Source organism: Streptomyces capparidis, assembly GCF_054782095.1.
In genome coordinates this window covers 39,648-59,517 of record NZ_BAAGTD010000030.1, presented here as the reverse complement: position 1 = coordinate 59,517, position 19,870 = coordinate 39,648, and the positions used below count along the sequence as shown (strand labels likewise).

Here is a 19,870-nt window from a genome sequence, read left to right as displayed (position 1 = left end):
GGGGTTTGCCGGACCGAGGGCCGGGCAGCAGCGAAGAGCCGAGAGGTCGGCACGGGTTGGTGAAGGGCCCCGGGCGCGGTCCGGTGACGGGCGGCGCCCGGGGGCTGAGCGTGTGCACTGTGGTAGCGCCGCCCGGGGGTTCGGTGGACCCCCGGGCGGCGCGGTGCGTTCAGTCCCGCTCCGGTCTCCGCCCCGTGCGCTCGCTCTTCTCGCCCAGTTCGGGCCCGCCCAGGACGTCGGCGAGCGGCGGCTCGTTGCTGTGCGGCTCCTCCAGCGCCGCCACCTCCGGGTGGTGCAGGTCGAACGCGGGGGAGTCCGACCTGATCTTCGGCAGGGTGACGAAGTTGTGCCGCGGCGGCGGGCAGGAGGTGGCCCACTCCAGCGAGCGGCCGTAGCCCCACGGGTCGTCCTCGTCCACCCGCGGCCCGTACCGCGCGGTGCGCCAGACGTTGTACAGGAACGGCAGGGTGGACAGGCCCAGCAGGAACGACCCGATGGTCGAGACGGTGTTCAGCGTGGTCAGGCCCTCGGAGCCCAGGTAGTCGGCGTACCGGCGCGGCATGCCCTCCGCGCCCAGCCAGTGCTGGACCAGGAACGTGGTGTGGAATCCGGCGAAGAGCGTCCAGAAGTGGATCCTGCTCAGCCGCTCGTCCAGCTTCTTCCCGGTGAACTTCGGCCACCAGAAGTGGAAGCCGCCGAACATCGCGAACACCACGGTGCCGAACACCACGTAGTGGAAGTGGCCCACCACGAAGTAGGTGTCCGAGACGTGGAAGTCCATCGGCGGCGACGCCAGGACGACCCCGGTCAGGCCGCCGAAGAGGAAGGTGACCAGGAAGCCGATCGCCCACAGCATGGGGCTTTCGAAGCTGATCGAGCCTTTCCACATCGTGCCGATCCAGTTAAAGAACTTGATGCCGGTCGGCACGGCGATGAGAAACGACATGAATGAGAAGAACGGCAGCAGGACCGCTCCGGTCGCGAACATGTGGTGCGCCCAGACCACCACGGACAGGCCGGTGATCGCGATGGTCGCGCAGACCATCCCGAGGTAGCCGAACAGGGGCTTGCGGCTGAACACCGGGACGATCTCCGTGATGATCCCGAAGAACGGCAGGGCGATGATGTACACCTCGGGGTGGCCGAAGAACCAGAACAGGTGCTGCCACAGCAGCGCGCCGCCGTTCTCCGGGGCGAACACCTGCGCGCCGAACCGCCGGTCCGCCTCCAGCGCCAGCAGCGCGGCGGCCAGCACCGGGAAGGCGATCAGCACCAGCACGGACGTGAACAGCACGTTCCAGGTGAAGATCGGCATCCGGAACATGGTCATTCCCGGCGCGCGCATCCCGATGATCGTGGTGATGAAGTTGACCGCGCCCAGGATGGTGCCGAACCCGGACAGCGCCAGGCCCATGATCCACATGTCGGCGCCCACACCCGGTGTGCGCACCTCGCCGTTCAGCGGCGCGTAGGCGAACCAGCCGAAGGACGCCGGGCCCTGCGGGGTGAGGAAACTGCCCAGCACGATCAGGCCGCCGAAGAGGAACAGCCAGTACGAGAACATGTTCAGCCGTGGGAACGCCACGTCGGGGGCACCGATCTGCAACGGCATGATCTCGTTCGCGAACCCGGCGAACAGCGGCGTCGCGAAGAGCAGCAGCATGATCGTGCCGTGCATGGTGAACGCCTGGTTGAACTGCTCGTTCGACATCACCTGCGTGCCCGGCCGGGCCAGCTCGGCCCGCATGAACAGCGCCAGCAGGCCGCCGATCAGGAAGAAGCAGAAGGAGGTCACCAGGTACAGGTGGCCGATGACCTTGTGATCGGTGGTGGTCAGCCAGCCCACCAGGAGCCGCCCTCGCCCTCGGGCCGGCGGTGGTGCGGACACGTGCGCTGAGGAGGTGCCGGCGGCCATGGGCGCTCCAATCACCGATCGGTCGCGTTCCGCGCGTACGACTCCTTTCCCCGGGTACTCACGCCGCATGCGTCACTCCCGTACCGGCGGGCGCCGCGAGGCCCCGGACATGGGCGAACCGGCCACCGTCCGTCCGGCGAACGGGTGAACGCCGCGCGGGGCGACCGGCGGCGGGCGCCCGAGCCCCGGCGGGCCCGCGCGGGGGGGCGGGGCCGCGGTGCGCCGGCCGGGGTGCCGGGCGTCTCGACGTGCGGGCCGTGCCCGGCGCGGTCATAGTGGGAAAACCGGGCCTCGCGAGTGCGTTCGGCGCTCGCGGGAGCTGCCCGGAACCGGAATCTCCGGCTCCGAATTCCCCTCGAGGGGCCGTTTACCCCCGGGGCCGGGGGGCAGGCGCTCAGCGGTGCTTCGGACCAGAGGCACGTTTCGTTGGAGAGGTCTTTCAGGGCTCCGCGCGGGACGTGCGCGTCCGGAAGTCCCCGAGCCTCCTGGCGTCCGCGCGGCTGTCCCCCCGAGATCGAAAGGCACGGGAGACGCATGGCTACCACAGAGGCGACCCGTCGGCGCCACGATGACACCCCAGACACCGCGGAGGAGTTCCGCAGGCTGGCCACGATGCCCGAGGGGCCCGAGCGCGACGAGCTCCGCAAGGCCATCACCTGCGCGTGGATGCCGGTGGCGGAGAGGCTGGCGCGCCGGTTCCGCAACCGGGGGGAGAACCAGGAGGACCTCGTCCAGGTCGCGGCGCTGGGCCTGGTCAAGGCGGTGGACCGCTACCAGCCGGACCGGGGGACCGCGTTCGAGTCGTTCGCCATCCCCACCATCGTCGGCGAGCTGAAGCGGCACTTCCGCGACCATCTGTGGAGCCTGCACGTGCCCCGGCGGGTGCAGGAGCTGCGCAACAGGACCCGCTCGGCCCGCAACGAACTCCTCCAGGAGCTCGAGGGGCGCGGCCCCACCGTCAGGGAGCTGGCCGGGTACACCGGCCTGTCCGAGGAGGACGTGCTGCTGGGGATGGAGGCGCAGGACGCCTACAGCACCGTCTCCATAGACGCCCCGATGCCCGGGTACGACGACTTCTCCATCGCCGACACCATCGGCGGCCCCGACTCCACCATGGAACTGGTGGTGAACCGGGAGTCGCTCAAACCGCTGCTCGCGGAGCTGCCCGAGCGGGAGCGGCGCATCCTGTACCTGCGGTTCTTCAAGGACCTCACCCAGACCCAGATCGCCGACATCGTCGGGATATCGCAGATGCACGTGTCCCGTCTGATCAGCAGGACGTGCAACGACCTGCGGGAAGGACTGCTCGCCGACGCGGCATGACCGGCGAGCACCGGCCGCTCCCCCACCCGGCCTCCGGGGGAGCGGCCGTTTTCCGCGTGCTCAGGGGTTTCCGCGCTCAGGGGTCGCCGTGCCAGAGGGCCCGGCGGGCCCCGGCGCCTACTCCTCGCGGGGCAGCAGGGGGCCGAGGGGGCCCAGGTCGAGGTTGAGGTCCTCGGGGCGGAGGCCGTAGCGGTCGCGGAGCTCGGCCATGCGCTCGTCCAGGAGCATCAGGGTGAGGCCGATCCGCTCCTCCTGGTCCTCGGTGAGGCCGCCCTGGTCCACCCGGCGCAGGGCCTGGCGCTCCATGAGCTGGCGCAGCAGCTCCACCACGGTCAGGACCAGCTTCATCAGGTCGCGCTCGACCGTGTCCCGGTCGGTCTCGATCCGGCGCGGCAGCTTGTAGGCCTCGGTCATGGGTTGTCCCACCTGTCCCAGGGCGAAGGGATGTCGGCCCGCACGGAGGTGATCACCGCGTTGAGCGAGATCCGCACCAGGTCCACGTCCGCGATGCTCAGCGTGACGTCCCCGGTGATCACCACTCCGCCCGCGAGCAGCCGGTCCAGGAGGTCGACCAGCGCCACCTCCCGGCTCTCGGCGGTCGTCAGGGGCAGCGTGCTCACGCGGGTGCCCGCCCCCCTGCCCGGTCCTCCTGCGGGGTGAACGAGTAGGGGGCCCACGGCCCGGTCAGCTCCACCCGCGCCGCGGTCTCGCGGGCCGCGAGCTCCCTGACCCGGGCGGTGAAGGCGTGTTCGCGGGCGCGGGGGACCAGGTAGGCGGCGTTGAGCACCATCTGGCCGCGCGCCCCGGACAGCTTCGGGTCCTGCGCGCGGTGGTGGCGGACGTCGTCGGCGAGGGTCCGCAGCGCCTCGTCGATGCGCCGGGCCAGCTCGGCCGCGCGCCGCAGGCCGTCCTCCCGCCGGTGGCGCTCGCGCAGCCGCCGCTGGAGGTAGGCCCGGCCGCCGGCGGCCGCCGGTTCCTCGTCGGCCGCCGGCGCGGTCGCGGGTGTGTCGGCCGCGGGCTCGGCGTGGACCTTCACGCCCCACTCGACCCGCCCGTCCAGGCGCTCCAGCGCGGCCCTGAACTCCGCGTCCCGCTCGCGCAGCACCTCGCGGACCCGGTCCCGGTCGCGGTAGACGGTGGCCAGGCGCAGCGGCAGCACCGTGGCGTGCGAGGCAACCGCGTCCACCACGCCGTGGTGGGCCCTGGCCAGCGCCTCCAGGTGCCGGAGGTCCTCCAGCCGCTCGCGCAGCGCGCTCTCGGAGAACTCCTCCGGCGGGACGTCGCCCACCAGCGCCACCAGGCCGGTGTGCTCGTCCCGCACCGGCCGCACCGCCTCGCCCGCGACCCCGCGCACGCCCGCCAGGCGCGCGTCGTCGGCCCGCCCGGCGACGGCGTACAGGTACACGCTCATCGCTTGTGCTCCTCCTCCGCCTCGGCCGCCCCGTACTCGCCCGCCCCGTACTCGGTCGCGGGGACGGCCGGGGGAGCGGCGGCGGAGGCGGCGGGAGCGACCCGGTCCGCCGCCCCGGCCTCCAGGGCGGCGAGCCGGGCCCGCAGCTCCCGGTTCTCCTCGGCGAGCGCCCGCTGCTCGCGCTCCTCGCGCTTGGCCGCTCCGGACGACAGGGCGGGGTCGTGCTCCCACCAGTCGATGCCCATCTCCCTGGCCCGGTCCACCGAGGCGACCAGCAGCCGCAGCTTGATGGTGAGCAGTTCGATGTCGAGCAGGTTGATCCTGATGTCACCGGCGATGACGATGCCCTTGTCGAGCACCCGCTCCAGGATGTCGGCGAGGTTGGCGCCGCCGCCCTCGGCGTACACGCTGCGCGCGGGTACGCCGGAGCCGCGGACGCCGGGCCCGTCGAAGTCGGGGAAGCCGGAGGCCGTGGAGCCGTGGGCTCTCGGCGTCGGGTTCGTCACGGTCGGGTACTCCTTCCGGGCGGCGCCTGGCGGCGCCTGGCCTCGTCGAGCCGGTCGAGCAGCTCGTCCTCCCGGCGGTCGAACTCCTCCTCGCCGATGCGCCCCTGCACCAGGTCCTCCTCGAGGGCCCGCAGTTCGCGCGTGATCGCGGCCGGGTCGTAGTACTCCCGCTCGGCCGTCTCCACGACCTGGCGGATCACCCAGCCCGCGCAGCGCACGGGCGCGGCCGGGAGGAGGAGCAGCTCACCGATCAGACCCATGGTCAGGCCGTCCGGAGCGCGGGCTCGACGAAGCTGTACGGAGGCAGCGGCCCGTGGACGCGCACCTGGAGGTGCTCGTTCGCCTTCTCCAGCTCGGCCGCCGCGTCCCGGAACCTGTCGGCGGCGGCGCGGTCCACGAGGAAGGAGTAGTTGCACAGGCAGTCGCCCACTTCGGGCGCGGTGGCCTCGGCCTCGGCGAGCGGGCGCAGCCGGCCGCGGACCAGCTCGGCGTCCCGCGCCTGCTGCTCGCGCACCGCACCGGCGACCAGTTCGCCCAGGCGCAGCTTGTCCTCGTGGGAGGCGCCGGCGCGGGTGCGGGCGTTGAGCTCCCGTATCCGCTGGTCGGTGGAGACGATCCGGCGCAGCACCTGCTCCTCGTGGTGCACCGCCTTGACGTTGAACTCCACCCGGCCGTCGAGTTCCTCCAGCCGCTTCAGGAAGTGCTCGGTGCGCTCGTGCAGCACCATCCGCACGGCGGCGTCGTCGTCGGCCACGCTGCCGAACCGCATGGGCAGCACCGGTCCGGCCCCGTCCAGCGCCGCCAGCACCCGCTGGTGGGCCAGCAGGTCGCGGCGCTTGGCCCGCAGGCCCTCGGGGGCGTCGCTGACCACCGCGGTGAGTCGGCCCTCGGTGACCGGCCGCACCTGGGCGGCGGGCTCGCCGACGCCGAGCAGCGGCTCGTCACCGAAGCGGTGACCGGCGCGCACGATGGCGTAGACGTAGCTGCTCACTCACCCGCCTCCTTCTCTTCCTCCTTCTCGGACTTGCCGCGGCTCGTGGTGGTGCGCCGGGTCTTGGGGCGCATCTCCTCGAGCTTGGCGCTCGCGTCCTCCCGGACCTGCCGAAGCGAGTCGGTGACGCTCTGCGCGGCTCCGCCGATGGCCCCCTTGGTCTTGTGCCGGGCGCCGCTCTCCTGCATGTCGCCCACGAGTTCGGGGAGCGAGGCGCTCTTGTTGGGGCCGCTCTCCAGGTCGAGGCGGTTGCACGCCTCGGCGAAGCGCAGGTAGGTGTCGACGCTGGCGACGACTATGCGCACGTCGACCTTGAGGATCTCGATGCCGACCAGCGAGACGCGTGCGAACACGTCGATCACCAGGCCGCGGTCCAGAATGAGCTCCAGGACGTCGTACAGCGAAGCGCTGCCACCGCCTCCGCCGCCGCGCGCGCCGTAGGTCTGCGTCTGCTCGGCTGCCGCGATGGTCATGGCTGGAATCACCTTCTTCTGGTGGTTTTCCGGGAATATCCGGCTTATTGTGGGCGGCCGTGGCCGTTCGGACCGGAGTGCCGGCCGCTGATGAGCCGCCGGGTCACGCCGGACGGCCGTGGCCGCGCCGGCGGCACCCGCGGGAACGCCGCGAGCCGTGCCCGGTCAGCGCCGGTCGGCCCGGCCGCGCTCGTAGCGCGCGACGCGTTCCCATCCGGTGAGGCCGCCGTCGGGGTCGGCCCGCACCTCGTAGCTCGCCATCAGGCTCATCGTGTCGGGAACGCGTCGCAGTTCCAGCACCTCGGCGCGCAGGACCCAGCCGTCCTCGTCCCGCCGCATCGAGGTCACCGCCTCGGGCTGATGACCCGTCAACTCACTGAACTGCGACAGGATCTCGCGCATGACGCCGGCGGTGTCCGCCATGCCCGCTCCTCTCGCTGTCGCGTGTACCCGCCGCTCGGGCGGGATTTCCCTGTCGGGGTGCGGGTGCCCGGTTCCCCGACCGGCAAACGCCCGCTCGACCGAGGCGGGAACACCTGCGCCATTTCCGAAGCGGCGATGCCGCAGTACCGTGCCGTGCGGACCGGTCGCCCCGCGCCGGGGCCACCGTCGCCGCAGCAGTTCCCGGCACCACTGCGCAGCAGCGCGGACCACGTCGTCCGCGGCACCGTCATCGCAGGAGGAGGCAGGTACATGACGGTCTACGAGGCCCCGGGCAGTCCCGGCAGCCCCGCGACCTACGCGTCGCGCTACGACAACTGGATCGGCGGCAAGCGCGTCGCTCCGGTCGAGGGCGGCTACTTCGAGAACCCGTCCCCCGTCACCGGCGAGGTCTTCACCGAGGTCGCCCGGGGCACCGCGGCCGACGTCGAACTCGCCCTGGACGCGGCCCACGCCGCCGCGCCCGCCTGGGGGCGCACCCCGCCCGCCGAGCGCGCCGCCGTGCTGAACCGCATCGCCGACCGCATGGAGAAGCACCTGGTCGAGCTCGCCGTCGCCGAGACCTGGGACAACGGCAAGCCGGTGCGCGAGACCCTCGCCGCCGACCTGCCGCTGGCCGTGGACCACTTCCGGTACTTCGCCGGGGTGGTCCGCGCCCAGGAGGGCGGCATCTCGCAACTGGACGACGACACGGTCGCCTACCACTTCCACGAGCCGCTCGGCGTGGTCGGGCAGATCATCCCGTGGAACTTCCCCATCCTCATGGCGTGCTGGAAGCTCGCCCCCGCCCTGGCCGCGGGCAACGCGGTGGTGCTCAAGCCCGCGGAGCAGACCCCCGCCTCGATCATGTACCTGATGGACCTGATCGGCGACCTGCTGCCGCCCGGCGTGCTCAACGTCGTCAACGGGTTCGGCGTCGAGGCGGGCAAGCCGCTGGCGTCCAACCCCCGCGTGGCCAAGGTGGCGTTCACCGGCGAGACCACCACGGGCCGGCTCATCATGCAGTACGCGAGCCAGAACCTGATCCCGGTCACGCTGGAGCTGGGCGGCAAGAGCCCCAACATCTTCTTCGCCGACGTGGCCGCCGAGCCGGACGAGTTCTACGACAAGGCGCTCGAGGGCTTCGCCATGTTCGCCCTCAACCAGGGCGAGGTGTGCACCTGTCCGTCCCGGGCGCTGGTGCAGGCGTCGATCCACGACGGCTTCCTCGGCGACTGCCTGGAACGGGTGCGCTCCATCCGGCAGGGCAACCCGCTGGACACCGACACCATGGTCGGCGCGCAGGCCAGCAACGACCAACTGGAGAAGATCCTGTCCTATGTGGACATCGGCGTGCGGGAGGGCGCCAAGCTGCTCACCGGCGGGGAACGGGTGGACCTCGGCGGCGCCCTGTCCGGCGGCTACTACGTGGCGCCCACCGTCTTCGAGGGCCGCAACAGCATGCGGATCTTCCAGGAGGAGATCTTCGGCCCCGTGGTGTCGGTGACCGCCTTCGACGACTTCGACGACGCCGTCGCCATCGCCAACGACACCCTGTACGGCCTCGGCGCCGGCGTGTGGACCCGCAACGGCAACACCGCGTACCGCGCGGGCCGCGCCATCCAGGCGGGCCGCGTGTGGACCAACTGCTACCACGCCTACCCGGCACACGCGGCGTTCGGCGGCTACAAGAACTCCGGGATCGGCCGGGAGACGCACAAGATGATGCTGGAGCACTACCAGCAGACGAAGAACTTGCTCGTGAGCTACTCGACGGAGGCGACGGGGCTGTTCTGACGAGCCACGCGGACGCGCCTGACCTGCGGTGACGCGGGTCAGGCGCCTTCCGGAGCGGAAGCTCGAGCCGCGAAGCGTTCTGTGGTTCTCCTCCCGATCTCTCCCGCCGGTATCCCACCTCCGACCAGAAGATCCGGACCACACACGGCCCAAGCGCGGGCCGGATCGTGCCGCTTCGCGGCCATCGCTGCGATCGCGGGGGGATGGGGCACGAGGACGGCCGCGATGTCTTCCGTCGGGCTCACGCTCGAGGGGAGCGGCTGGACCGGAGGCGTGGTGCAGCACTCGGACGGCAGCTACCCGCGGGACGAACCCGGGCCGCCGTGCCACGGACCGATCCGGTCGTAGACTGCCTGACGCCGCCCTGGCCTGCGGGGCCCGGTACAGGGTCCGGTGAGATCGTGCTGCGCCCCCAGGGAACTGGTCGACGACGAGGGCCGGACCGCCTGGCGCACCCGCACCACCCTGTGGGGCACCACCACCTGGGCGCGCGGCTCCACCGCGTACACACCGCTGCGCTTCCCCGGCCAGTACCACGACCCGGAGTCCGGCCTCCACTACAACGTGCGCCGCTACTACGCCCCCGAGACCGCCCGCTACACCAGCCGCGACCCCCTGGGTCTGCGTCCCGCGCCCAACCCCGCCGCCTATGTGCGCAATCCGCATGCCCAGACAGACCCGCTGGGTTTGTCTCCTTGCACCACGGGCAGGCAGGACGAACGTGCGGCCAATCGAAGAGTTCTCCCACCGGCAGGTCACATGGCACTTTCATCGCGCGGCCCCGGGGGATGCGGCACTTCACGCCCGCCGTCCCCGGAACAATCCGTCACGGCCTCCTACCGGCACCTTCGTGCACCGCAACCACAGGAGGCCGAATCAGTTGGCCGCCTCCCACCCGCGGCTTTTGCGCGTCGAAGGCCGGGACCTGTATGTCACCGATCTCGACGCGGTCGGTGGAACTCCGGTCATCGACCTTGCTCCTTGGTTCCCCGCCATGGGGCCCCGCGGGGAAGTCCGCGTGCCGCATTGGGTTCAGGAGATCCTGCGGAACTACTGGGCAAACGCCGAGGATCGCCCCTGATCGTGGGCAGCATCCCTCGTTGCCACCCCACCGCTGGAAACCGGGAACTCGGGAGGGCCGCCGAGCGCGTCCACCTCGTCATGGGCGTGGCCTCCCGCCGCCGAACCGAAATGGTCGACCGGCGCCCGGAGCGGTTCCGCCGGCAGCTCGCCCTGCACCCGGCAGCCACCAGCGCCACCGCGCTGGGCATCAACGACGTGCTCCAGCACCACCGCGCGCAGACCGCCAAGGCACTGCCCCCGGGGGTGCCTCCATGTGTTTCGTCAAGCGAGGCGTGGGGGTCTGGGTTCGTAGAAGGTGCCGTCTCGGAGCATGGCGAACAGGACGCTGATGCGGTGCCGGGCCAGGCGAAGGAGGGCTTGGGTGTGGGTCTTCCCGCGGCCTCGGCATTTGTCGTAGTAGGTGCGGGAGGCGGGGTCGTGCAGGGAGGCGAATAGGGATAGACCTCGATACGCCTGGTTCTGGCGGTCGCGGATGGCGCGACCGTCTGATCCACCGCATCCGCCGTGAACGCGACCGCGGCCCATGCCACGGCCGCCGCAAAGGCTTCACCGAGTCCGAAGACGCCCGCCTGCTGGACACTGCCCACCCGACCTCACGTCGTCATAGCCCCGCTGATGAAGATCCCTATATCGGGTCGACGCCGTCAATGGTCGGCACGACCGGTCGGATGCTGCCATCGGCGTTGAAGTACAGGCGGTCGATCATGGTTTCGCGGTGGGTGCCGTCGCCGTTCGGGATGGCGAAGCGGTGGTAGGCGATGTACCACTGGTCGGTGCCGGGGACCTGGACGACCGAGTGGTGACCGGTGGCCTTGATGCCTTGGCTCAGGTCCTTCTGGAGGATCGTCCCGACGCGGTTGCTCCAGGGCCCGGTCGGTGAGGAGCCGGTGGCGTAGGCGACCTGGTAGTCCTCTGAACGGGTGTCGTTCTCCGACCACATGAAGTAGTACGTGTTGCCGCGCCTGGCGACGAAGCTGCCCTCGTTGTAGTTCGCTGGCCGGTAGGTGCGCACCTGCGAGGAGTTGAACGAGACCATGTCGCTGTTCAGCGGCACCTGGTGCGAGGAGCCCTGGCCCCAGTACAGGTACGACCTGCCGTCGGCGTCGGTGAATACGGCCGGGTCGATCATCTGGCCCGCATAGGAGCCGGCCGGCACGAGCGGCTTGCCGAGGGCGTCGCGGAACGGGCCGGTGGGTGAGTCGGCCACCGCCACACCCAGGTGCTTGCGGGTGTCGCCGCTGGCGCGACCGGCCGAGAAGTAGAAGTAGTACTTGCCGTTCTTCTCGGCGATGCCCGGGGCCCAGGCCGAGTTGTCCGCCCATGCGATGTCGCTGTCGACGTCCAGGATCACCCCGTGGTCGGTCCAGTTGACCAGGTCCTTGGAGGAGAAGGCCCGGAACTGGGTGCCCGACCAGCCGGCGAAGCCGTCGGTGGTCGCGTAGAGGTAGTACGTGTCGCCGAACCGCACGATGTTGGGGTCGGCGAACAGTCCCGGGATCGCGGGGTTCGACACCGTGTTCAGCTCCCACTGCTGGTTGGACCCGGTGCCGCAGGTCTGCTGCCGGAGGCGGGTGCCGTTGGCGGTCGAGGCGCCCGGGACCTCGAGGCATTTGCCGGAGTGCCGCGCCATCAGCCGGGTGTGGCCGGCGCCGGTGTTCTCGATCTTCCACTGCTGGTTGGTCCTGGAGGAGCACGACCACTGGATGACCGCCGCGTTGTCGGCGGCAGAGGCATCCGAGACGTCCAGGCACTTGCCGGAGTGGCGGGCGGCGAGCCGCACATACCCGTTGCCGAGGTCGCGGATGCGCCACAGTTGATTCAGCCCGTCATTGCACGTGTACTGGCCGACCTCGGCGCCGTCGGCCGTCGAGGCGCTGACGACGTCGGCGCACTTGCCCGAATGCCGGGCGATCAGCTCGACCGAGGTCCCGTCGGTCAGATGGTGGGCGGCCGCCGCCGGGGAGACGGTGGTGAGGGCCAACCCGAGGCCGAGTATGCCGGTGAGCGCCGTTCTGCCTGCCGTTTGCATGACAACTCCTGAAGGTGTGATCGGAGGAATGCGGGTGCTGTTCAGCCCGGGGCGAGTTCGACGCAGTCGAGGTTCGGCAGACCGCCGGCGCCGGTGGGGTTGAAGCGGATGATGTTGCTGCCCTCGTCGAGGTTGTGACGATGAGATCCGCGGGCCGGGCCAGTCGTGGTGCCATGGGCGAACCTGACCGCGATGGTGGCGGTGCCCGCGCCGGCCGCGCTCACGGTGAACTGTGCATAGGCGCCGGCGGCGTTGTCACCGTCGCAGAACCCGGTGCCCGAACAGCCGGGCCAGTCGGCGTCGATGGTGCCGCTGCACACCGCCGGCGCCGACGCCATCGATCTTCTGGTATTCCGTCGAGCCGTTCACGGTCACGTTGCGGCCGCCGGAGCCGGGGGTTCGATCGCGGCAGTGCCGGCGACAGCCGTTATCATCGCGGCCATCACGGCGAGCAGTCGACTTTTCATGGCGACCTCAGCAGGTCGAGTTCGTTTGGGTGAGCAGGCCGAGCCGCCACGGCAGCAGGCTGTACGGGTCGCCGGCATTCGGGTCTTTGCCCTGATACAGGTACCGCATCCCGCACGGGCTGATGGGCAGTGTCTGGTCGATGCCGTTGCGGATCATCTCGCCATGGCTGATGTCGCGCGTCCACGTCGTGCCGCTGAATGTCACGTTCGCCGCGCCGGCGAACGGACTGGCCTCTGTCACGGCCAGCGCCGTCCACGGTCCGGTGATGGCCGGTGACGTCCACGAGCGGAAGTAGCGCTTGCCGCCGGAGCCGATCGCCTCGACTATGAGCAGATATTGCGAGCTCGCTGAGCGGTACACGTTGGCCGCTTCCCACAGCGGATATCGAGCGCTGTCCTGCATGGCGATGACGGTGTTACCGAAGCCGTTGGGGAAGTTTGACAGTGAGGTCTCCGACCGGTACAGGTGGCCGTTGTCGTCGGAGGAGAACAGGTAACATTTCACGCTGTCACAGATCACCCAGAAGTCGACCCAGTAACCGTTGCCGATGTTGTCCCTGATGATCTGCGGCATTCCGTCGGCGTAGAAAGGCTTCGGCGCGCTCCACGACCGCGGGTTGCTGATGTCGGACGTCGTCGAGTACGCCGCGTTCGATCCGGTCTGGAAGACGAGATACCACTTTTGCTGCGGCGCGAAGTAGAATACCTGGGGCGCCGCTTTGTAGCCGCCGCCGATCGCGGTCTGGTCGAGGTAGTGCTGCGTGGCAGAATTCGCCTGCGACCAGTCGGTGAAGTTCAGATACACCATGCTGTATGCGCCACTTTGGTTGGTGGTCGTGGCGAAGACGTGATACCGGCCGTTGTGGTGCACGACCGACGGATCCTTGAGTGCGCGGATGTTGTGCGTCGCATCGGATTTCGGCGAGATGAGTATCCCGCTGGAGCTCCACTGGAAACTGCCCGGAAGCCCGCCCCCGAGATTGAAGTCCAGATAGTCGATGTTGGGCAGCCCGGTGGCGGCAGCCGACCTGATACGGATGATGTGGTCTCCGGCGCTCACCGGCACCGTGAGCGTTTTCGTCGTCCAGGACGACCAGGAACCGGTGGGCTCGAACGAGACACTTTGGACGGTCGCGCCGTCGACCAGAACGTCTGCCGGGCGCGCGGTTGTTCCACCGTTGGCGAAGCGTATGCCGAGCGTGGCTGTGCCCGCCGTCGCCGCGCTCACGGCAAATTGTGCGTGCGCCCCGACGGCATTGTCCGTGTTGCAGAAGCCGGTGCCGGAGAACCCGGACCAGTCCGCATCGATGGTGCCGACGCAACTGGCGGCGGCGCTCTCCGCCTCGTACCGCGCCGCCGCCGCGTGCGCCGAATTCCCTTGAGCCACAACGAACGTACTGATGAGCAGGCATAAGGCCGCGATGGCAGACTTCAGTCGCATGACGGCTACTCCAGGTGGTAAGTGGCGTCCGCGCGGTCGGTGGCGGTGCTCAGCGGCTGGGCGTAGAGCGCGTAGCTGTAGTGGCGCAGGTAGCGGCCCGGGGTGCTGACGGACTCGAAGCTCACCGCGGCCGGGTCGGCCTGGCCTGCCCGCCGGGTGAAGCTCGCACTGTTCTTGAACCCGGTCGTGCCGTCGCTCTTGTCCAGCCAGATCTCGTAGTTCCGGTTCCGCAGGTAATAGCCGGGATTGCTGGTTGACTCCAGCGACACCGTGCCGCTTCCGGCCAGCCCGGTGACCATACGGAACTGCGACTCGGCCAGGTTCGTCATATCCGCGTCGATCCGTCCGCGGAACGAGACCTGCCGGATGTAGCGGTCCGGGAAGTTGTACGACCTGAACCGGTACGGCGTCACCCCGTCCGGCACCGGGATGCCGAAGTTCGGCGTGCCGTCGGCGTTCCAGTACAGCTTCTGGATGCGGGTCCGCCGGTTCGGGTCGTTGAGCGGATCGCCGCTGATGTCGCGGTAGCTGCGGTCGTGGTAGACGAGGATGTCGCTCTGGCCGTCCTCGGAGACCGTGAACGAGTTGTGCCCCGGGCCGTACTGGCTCGTCGCGGCGTTGCTCCTGAACACCGGCTGCTGCCTCTTGCTCCACGACGCCGGGTTCATCAGGTCGGCGGTCACCGGAGCGGTCAGCATTCCCATGCAGTAGTTGCTGTCCGTGGCGCTGGCCGAGTAGGTCAGGAACACCCTGCCGTTGCGGATGAGCACCGACGGGGCTTCGTTGACCTTGTGCCCTTTCGTCTCCCACGACAGCGTCGGCGCGCTCAGCCGTGCCGGGGTGCCGGAGATCGTCCACGGGTTGCTCATCGGCGCCAGGAAAAGGCTGCTGTTGTTGCCGATCGTCGGGTCCTGCTGGGCCCAGGCCAGGTAGCGGGTGCTGTTGTACGCGAATGTGGTCGCGTCCAGGGAGAACGTGTCCGCGTTGGTGACGATGCGCCCCTTTTCGGTCCACGTGCCGGTGAACGGGTCGGCGCTGCTGTTCTCCAGCACCCACATCCGGATCCGCCAGACGTCGTTGCTGCGGCCCGCGGCGAAGTAGATGTACCACTTGCCGTCGATGAAGTGGATCTCCGGCGCCCAGATGTGGGCACCCATGTCCCCGCTGGCGTGCTTGCGCCAGATCACCGACTCGCTCGCGCCGCCCAGCCCTTGCAGCGTCGATGCCCGGCGCAGGATGATCCGGTCGTACTCGGGCACCGTCGCGGTGCAGTAGTAGTAGCCGTCGGTGTGCCGGAAGATGTGCGGGTCGGCCCGCCGTGCGATCAGCGAGTTCGTGTACGTCACCGGAGGTGACGCCCATGCCGCTGATCCGGTCAGCAGGGTTGCCGTGGCCGCCGCGCCCAGTGCGGGGACGGCGAGGAAGGTACGTCTGCGCATCGGTCGCTCCTTCCTCAGACGGGTTGCAGCTGCCACTGCTGGCAGTTGTTGTTGAGCCAGCGCCACTGGCGTACTGCGGATCCGTCGGCGGTGCCGCAGCCGGGCACGTCGGCGACCTTGCCGCTGTTGACGTTGGTCAGCCGCACCCAGCCGCCCTGATCGGTGACGGGCATGCGATATTTCTGGCAGTTGTTGTTCAGCCACGACCACTGCTGGATATTGGTGCCGTCGGCGGTGCCGCAGGCGTCGACGTCGAGCGCCTTGCCGCTGCGGACATTGACCAGCCGGCTGGTGTCATCGCCGAGATCCTCGATGCGCCACTGCTGGTTGGTGCCGCCGGTGCAGGTCCACTGGATGACGTCCGCGCCGTCCGCGCCGGAGGCGCCGGACACGTCAAGGCATTTGCCGCTGTGGCGGTTGACGATCCGGTACGCGGACGGCGTGGTCACGGTCTCGCCGGCCGGGCCGGCGAGCGTCACGCCGGTTGCCGCCGGAGTCCCGAGGTTCGGCGTCCCGTTCGCGTTCCAGGTGAACTTCTGCGCCCGGGTGGTCCGCGCGTTGCCGCAGCCACCGTTGGAGGCCGAGTTCGCGTGGTAGACGATCCAGTTCTCGGTGCCGTCCGGGGAGGTGAAGAAGCCATTGTGACCGGGCCCGTAGGCCCTGTTGGCGTCGTTGCGCTGAAAGACCGGACCGGCTGCCTTGGTCCAGGACGAGGCGGACAGCGGGTCGCCGCCGTTGTAGGTGAGCAGGCCCAGCTTGTAGTCGGCGGTCTGGCACGAGCTCGCCGAGAAGGTGACGAAGGTCTGGCCGTTGCGTTGCAGCGCCACCGGGGCTTCGTTGACCGGCGCGCCGGACCGCTCCCACGAGTTGGTCGGCTGCGAGATGACGCTGAACGTGCTGCTGGCGAGGGTGTACGGGTTGCTCATCGGCGCGATCACCAGGCTCTGCGCACCGCCGCTCACGAACCCGCTGCCGAGCAGGTAGAGCGAGCCGCTCAGACGCAGCACGCTGGCGTCGATGAGCCAGCCACCCGGAGTGAGATTGGAGCCGGCGAGCATGTTCTTGTACGTGTACGGGCCCATCGGGTCGGCGCCGGCGCTCTCCAGCACGTGGGTGCGCTGGCTGTCGCAGCAGGCGGCGCCGACCTGGCCGGCGGAGTAGTACAGGTACCACCGGCCGTCGATGAAGTGGATCTCGGGGGCCCAGAAGTTGGTCCCGCGCGAGGACGTGCTGTCCTCCCAGACCTGCACGCTGGGCGCGGTGGCGAGCCCGGCCAGCGTCGGCGCCTTGCGCATCAGCAACTTGTTGGTGAACGTCGTCGTGATCAGGTAGTAGTTGCCGTTGTAGTACTCGAGCCAGGGATCGGCCCCCTTCTGAGCCTTGATCGGATTGGTGTACGGGCGGCCCGGTGCGGCGGAGGCCGGCTGCGCGATGCCAACAGACAGCGCCGTGCACAGCGCCATCAGTACGGCCAGGAGGACGCGGTAGCGAGTACCGGACATGTCGGAGCCCTTTCGACACTGATCGTTTCGGTCGCTCCACGACGGGGCGGCTCAGCCCCAGCGCTGTAGCAGCCGGTCGTACTCGGCCTGGGTGACGGGGAGGACGGTGCCGTGGCGCGGCCGGCCGGGCAGGGAGTAGCCGGAGACGGGCGCCCATTGCCGGACGTTCAGGTCGGTGGTCGTGAACGGGACGTAGCCCCGCCCGCCGTACTCGTCGATGAACATGTACCAGCGCTCGTCGGTATTCGATTTGAAGACCAACGGGCCCTCGCCCTGGCTGATCGCGTTGTTCCCGAGGCATTCGGCGACGAACGAGTAGGTGCGGTTGAGGATGGTCGCCGACTTCTCCGCGAGGATGAACTTGCCGCACGCGGTCTGCGACGCGCTCCGCTCGTCCTTCGTGAAGCGGTAGTACGTGCTGTCGTGCTTGATCAGCGTCGAGTCGATCGTCGAGTAGCCCTTGTCGACCCAGACCTGTGGGGCGCTGAAGGTCCGGAAGTCGGATGTGGTGGCGTACATCATTCGGTTGTAGCTGCTGCCGGTGTGGTTCGGATCGCCGGCCGAGTACAGCTTCGACGCCCAGAAGACGACGTACTTGCCGAGTTCTTCGTCGTAGTATGCCTCCGGGGCCCACGTATTGCCGGCCGTGTCCGGTGAGATGCGTGCCAGGCGTGGCGCGCTCCAGTTCACCAGGTCGGTCGACTCCCAGACCACGATGGACTTGCTGCCCGTCCGCTGGACCTGGTCCCAGTTGCCGTTGCCGTACATCCGCAGGTCGGTGGCGATCTGGTAGAACTTGTCACCCTCCGGTGAGCGGATGATGAACGGATCGCGCACGCCGCGGGTGCCCACGGTCGAGGTCAGCACGGGCCGTCCGTCGTTCAGGTGGCGCCACCGGGTCGGGTCATTGCCCTGGCTGAGCGCGAAGTAGACCTGCTCGCCGGCGGAGGTGTTCTCACCGGTGAAGTAGGTGAACAGATAGCCGGCGTACTTCGGGACCGGTGCCGCGTCGACACGGACCAGTTGCCACTGCTGGTTGGTGGCGCCCGTGTCGGTGTACTGGGAGATCCGCGCGCCGTCGGCGGTGGAGCGCTCCCAGACCTCCAGCGCCTTGCCGCTGTTGTGGTTGATGAGCTTGACGTATCCGCTGTCGGTGTCCACGACGCGGAATTGCTGGTTGGTGCCGCCGGTGTCGGTCCATTGGATGACGTTCGCGCCGTTCGCCGTGGACGCCGAGGAGACGTCCACCACCTTGCCGCTGTGCCGGGCCCGGAGCTTGTAGTAGCCGCTGCCGGAGTCGACGAACTGGAACTGCTGGGCGGCCTGGTCGGCGCGGGTCTGCTGCTGGACGGCGGCGCCGTCGGCGGTCGACTGGTCGGCGATGCCGATTGCTTTGCCGCTGTGCCGCGCCACGAGCTGGTAGTACGCGCCCGGATCGATCACGGCCGCATTCGCCGACGGTCCCACGATCGCCGCGAGGCAGCTGGCGATCAGTGCGCCGACGAGGACGAATATCGTGCGGCGGCGCAACGGACGTCTCGGTGCGGCCGGTGCGTGGAAAGGCTGTCTCACGGAACCCTCCTGGGTTGCAGATGGCTGACCAGGGACAGGTTGTGTTCGCGGACCCCCTCGACGACCAGGTCCGCCATCTTCCCGGCGCCGTACTCGGAGAAGTGGGTGTTGTCCGTGACCCCGTCCTCCGACTGGCGCAGGTAGAGCGCGGCGGAGCTGGTCGGCCCCAGCGACTCCACCAGCGCTTTGCTCATGGCGGTCAGGTCGATGACCGGCACGTTGAGCGCGGAGCCGATCCTGCGCATCTCGGCCGGCAGGTCGACGCCCACGCCGTTGACATGGAGCGCGGTGGGAGTGAGCCGGTCACCGTTGAACTGCCGCCGCACCGGTGGTGTGACGAGAACGGGGTCGCCGCCCTTTTCCCGCACCTGGTTGATCATGGAGGTGAGGTTGCTGCGGAACGCCGATGCCGACGTGGACTTGTCGTTGTGTCCGAACTGGATGAGTACCAGGTCGTTGCTCTTGATCAGTGGCTTCATGGTGGGGAACAGCGCCGAGTTGCGCAGGAAGCTCCCCGAGCTCTCGCCGGAGTCCCCGTAGTTGGCGATGGCCGCGCCCGCCGTCACATGCGTGGGCAGGATCTGGCCCCAGCCGGTCCACGGAGCGAGCATCTGGTCACATGTCGTGGAGTCCCCCGCCAGGTACACCACCAGGGGGTCGGTCGCCGCCTGCACCGTCAGGCCGGACAGCCGCGGCGCCGTTCCGGCAAAGGTGATGTCCAGTCCGGGAGTGCCCGTCCCGCCTTGGCCCGTCGGCTGGCCCTCCGGCTGCCGCACGTTGATGGTGAAGGTGTGCTGGGTGAGCGTGCCGGCCGCGGTGTCGACCGCGGGCAGGACGCGGCGGCGGGCCTCCACGGACATCGAGGTGTTGCCCGCCGCGGCGCTGTCGCCGATCCATGCGGTGACGGTGTAGTTGCCGGGAACGACGTCGAAGTGGCAGACGATGGGTGCGCCGCCGGAGCACTGCGGCGGCCGGCCCGGCGGCTCGGACGACGTACCGGCCTCGACGTCGAGGTGGTCCACATTGGGAAGACCGACGGCGCTGGTCGGACTGAGCCGGATCGTGTTGCTGCCCGGATTCAGCCGCACCGACGAGGTTTTCGTGGCCCATCTGTTCCATCCGCCGGTGGGCTCGAATGACGTCGACAGCACGGTGACGCCGTTCACCGTCACGGCGGCGGGGCGTGCCGTGGTGGAGCCGTTGGCGTATCGGATCGCCAGCGTCGCCGGACCTTCCTCAGTCGCGCTCACCGTGAACTGCGCCGCCGCGCCGACCTCGTTGTCGCCGTTGCAGAATCCGGTGCCGGAGTAGCCGTCGTGGTTCGACTCGATCAGCCCATCGCATGTGGCCGGCGCGGCTTCCGCCTCGTACCGGGGGGCCGCGGCGGACGCCACCGCGGGGCTGACCATGTGGCCGGCGCCGGCCAGTATTGCGGCAAGTACGGCAGTGAGCAGCGCTCCGCGCCGTCCGGCTAGAAGCATGATCGACCTCCAGAAGCGTG

At 69.5% G+C, this 19,870-nt stretch carries 18 protein-coding genes and 4 pseudogenes; 5 read left to right on the top strand and 17 right to left on the bottom strand.

The window, feature by feature from the left end; all coding sequences use genetic code 11:
- Positions 1 to 169: 169 nt before the first annotated feature.
- Complete coding sequence (ctaD, locus tag ACYVO2_RS23400; RefSeq protein WP_461009908.1) at positions 170 to 1,915, bottom strand: aa3-type cytochrome oxidase subunit I; 1,746 nt, start codon at positions 1,913 to 1,915, stop codon at positions 170 to 172.
- Positions 1,916 to 2,449: 534 nt separating this feature from the next.
- Between ctaD and ACYVO2_RS23395 the strand changes: the two genes are divergently transcribed.
- Positions 2,450 to 3,238, top strand: a complete 789-nt coding sequence (locus ACYVO2_RS23395; protein WP_461009907.1) for a SigB/SigF/SigG family RNA polymerase sigma factor — start codon at positions 2,450 to 2,452, stop codon at positions 3,236 to 3,238.
- Between the two features lie 117 nt (positions 3,239 to 3,355).
- Here the strand turns inward: ACYVO2_RS23395 and ACYVO2_RS23390 are convergent, their stop codons facing one another.
- From ACYVO2_RS23390 to ACYVO2_RS23355, 8 genes are all read right to left on the bottom strand, one after another.
- Positions 3,356 to 3,652, bottom strand: a complete 297-nt coding sequence (locus ACYVO2_RS23390; protein WP_461009906.1) for a gas vesicle protein K — start codon at positions 3,650 to 3,652, stop codon at positions 3,356 to 3,358.
- Positions 3,649 to 3,843 carry a gas vesicle protein gene (locus tag ACYVO2_RS23385; RefSeq protein ID WP_461009950.1) on the bottom strand — a complete coding sequence of 65 codons (195 nt, stop codon included), beginning with the start codon at positions 3,841 to 3,843 and terminating at the stop codon, positions 3,649 to 3,651. The genes ACYVO2_RS23390 and ACYVO2_RS23385 overlap by 4 nt, the downstream gene beginning before the upstream one ends.
- 11 nt (positions 3,844 to 3,854) lie before the next feature.
- The gene (locus tag ACYVO2_RS23380) at positions 3,855 to 4,649 is read right to left on the bottom strand and encodes a GvpL/GvpF family gas vesicle protein (RefSeq protein ID WP_461009905.1); all 795 of its coding nucleotides are present in this window, start codon (positions 4,647 to 4,649) and stop codon (positions 3,855 to 3,857) included.
- Positions 4,646 to 5,155 carry a gas vesicle protein gene (locus ACYVO2_RS23375; RefSeq protein ID WP_461009904.1) on the bottom strand — a complete coding sequence of 170 codons (510 nt, stop codon included), beginning with the start codon at positions 5,153 to 5,155 and terminating at the stop codon, positions 4,646 to 4,648. Before ACYVO2_RS23375 ends, ACYVO2_RS23380 begins: the two co-directional genes overlap by 4 nt.
- Positions 5,152 to 5,415: a gas vesicle protein GvpG gene (locus ACYVO2_RS23370; protein ID WP_461009903.1), complete on the bottom strand. Its 264-nt coding sequence runs from the start codon at positions 5,413 to 5,415 to the stop codon at positions 5,152 to 5,154. Before ACYVO2_RS23370 ends, ACYVO2_RS23375 begins: the two co-directional genes overlap by 4 nt.
- Before the next feature lie 2 nt (positions 5,416 to 5,417).
- Positions 5,418 to 6,146 carry a GvpL/GvpF family gas vesicle protein gene (locus ACYVO2_RS23365; protein WP_461009902.1) on the bottom strand — a complete coding sequence of 243 codons (729 nt, stop codon included), beginning with the start codon at positions 6,144 to 6,146 and terminating at the stop codon, positions 5,418 to 5,420.
- Entirely contained in the window at positions 6,143 to 6,619 is a 477-nt protein-coding gene (locus ACYVO2_RS23360) for a gas vesicle structural protein GvpA (RefSeq protein WP_461009901.1), read from the bottom strand. Before ACYVO2_RS23360 ends, ACYVO2_RS23365 begins: the two co-directional genes overlap by 4 nt.
- A gap of 165 nt (positions 6,620 to 6,784) precedes the next feature.
- Positions 6,785 to 7,042 carry a gas vesicle protein GvpO gene (locus tag ACYVO2_RS23355; RefSeq protein WP_461009900.1) on the bottom strand — a complete coding sequence of 86 codons (258 nt, stop codon included), beginning with the start codon at positions 7,040 to 7,042 and terminating at the stop codon, positions 6,785 to 6,787.
- Between the two features lie 270 nt (positions 7,043 to 7,312).
- On the opposite strand from ACYVO2_RS23355, the gene adh reads away from it, so the two are divergent.
- From adh to ACYVO2_RS23340, 3 genes and pseudogenes are all read left to right on the top strand, one after another.
- Entirely contained in the window at positions 7,313 to 8,836 is a 1,524-nt protein-coding gene (adh, locus tag ACYVO2_RS23350) for an aldehyde dehydrogenase (RefSeq protein WP_461009899.1), read from the top strand.
- 411 nt (positions 8,837 to 9,247) lie between these two features.
- Positions 9,248 to 9,535: pseudogene (locus ACYVO2_RS23345) on the top strand (RHS repeat-associated core domain-containing protein); the annotation flags it as partial.
- A 31-nt stretch (positions 9,536 to 9,566) separates the two neighbouring features.
- Positions 9,567 to 9,917, top strand: a pseudogene (locus ACYVO2_RS23340) (TrmO family methyltransferase domain-containing protein); the annotation flags it as partial.
- A 263-nt stretch (positions 9,918 to 10,180) separates the two neighbouring features.
- Here ACYVO2_RS23340 and ACYVO2_RS23335 read toward each other — a convergent pair.
- Positions 10,181 to 10,360: pseudogene (locus ACYVO2_RS23335) on the bottom strand (IS110 family transposase); the annotation flags it as partial.
- A 29-nt stretch (positions 10,361 to 10,389) separates the two neighbouring features.
- Here ACYVO2_RS23335 and ACYVO2_RS23330 point away from each other — a divergent pair.
- A pseudogene (locus ACYVO2_RS23330) lies at positions 10,390 to 10,506 on the top strand (IS630 family transposase); the annotation flags it as partial.
- Positions 10,507 to 10,544: 38 nt separating this feature from the next.
- On the opposite strand, the gene ACYVO2_RS23325 reads toward ACYVO2_RS23330, so the two are convergent.
- The 7 genes from ACYVO2_RS23325 to ACYVO2_RS23295 form a co-directional block, all read right to left on the bottom strand.
- Positions 10,545 to 11,948 carry a family 43 glycosylhydrolase gene (locus tag ACYVO2_RS23325; RefSeq protein ID WP_461009898.1) on the bottom strand — a complete coding sequence of 468 codons (1,404 nt, stop codon included), beginning with the start codon at positions 11,946 to 11,948 and terminating at the stop codon, positions 10,545 to 10,547.
- Positions 11,949 to 11,989: 41 nt separating this feature from the next.
- Positions 11,990 to 12,286, bottom strand: coding sequence for a carbohydrate-binding protein (locus ACYVO2_RS23320; RefSeq protein ID WP_461009897.1), 297 nt, complete (start codon positions 12,284 to 12,286; stop codon positions 11,990 to 11,992).
- Positions 12,287 to 12,422: 136 nt separating this feature from the next.
- Positions 12,423 to 13,856: a non-reducing end alpha-L-arabinofuranosidase family hydrolase gene (locus tag ACYVO2_RS23315; RefSeq protein ID WP_461009896.1), complete on the bottom strand. Its 1,434-nt coding sequence runs from the start codon at positions 13,854 to 13,856 to the stop codon at positions 12,423 to 12,425.
- A gap of 5 nt (positions 13,857 to 13,861) precedes the next feature.
- A complete protein-coding gene (locus ACYVO2_RS23310; protein WP_461009895.1) occupies positions 13,862 to 15,295 on the bottom strand; it encodes a family 43 glycosylhydrolase in 1,434 nt (477 codons plus the stop codon).
- A 14-nt stretch (positions 15,296 to 15,309) separates the two neighbouring features.
- On the bottom strand, positions 15,310 to 16,797 hold the full coding sequence (locus ACYVO2_RS23305) for a family 43 glycosylhydrolase (RefSeq protein ID WP_461009894.1): 1,488 nt from the start codon (positions 16,795 to 16,797) through the stop codon (positions 15,310 to 15,312).
- A 51-nt stretch (positions 16,798 to 16,848) separates the two neighbouring features.
- Positions 16,849 to 18,264 carry an RICIN domain-containing protein gene (locus ACYVO2_RS23300; protein WP_461009893.1) on the bottom strand — a complete coding sequence of 472 codons (1,416 nt, stop codon included), beginning with the start codon at positions 18,262 to 18,264 and terminating at the stop codon, positions 16,849 to 16,851.
- A 101-nt stretch (positions 18,265 to 18,365) separates the two neighbouring features.
- Positions 18,366 to 19,850, bottom strand: a complete 1,485-nt coding sequence (locus tag ACYVO2_RS23295) for a GDSL-type esterase/lipase family protein (RefSeq protein WP_461009892.1) — start codon at positions 19,848 to 19,850, stop codon at positions 18,366 to 18,368.
- Between the last annotated feature and the right edge of the window lie 20 nt (positions 19,851 to 19,870).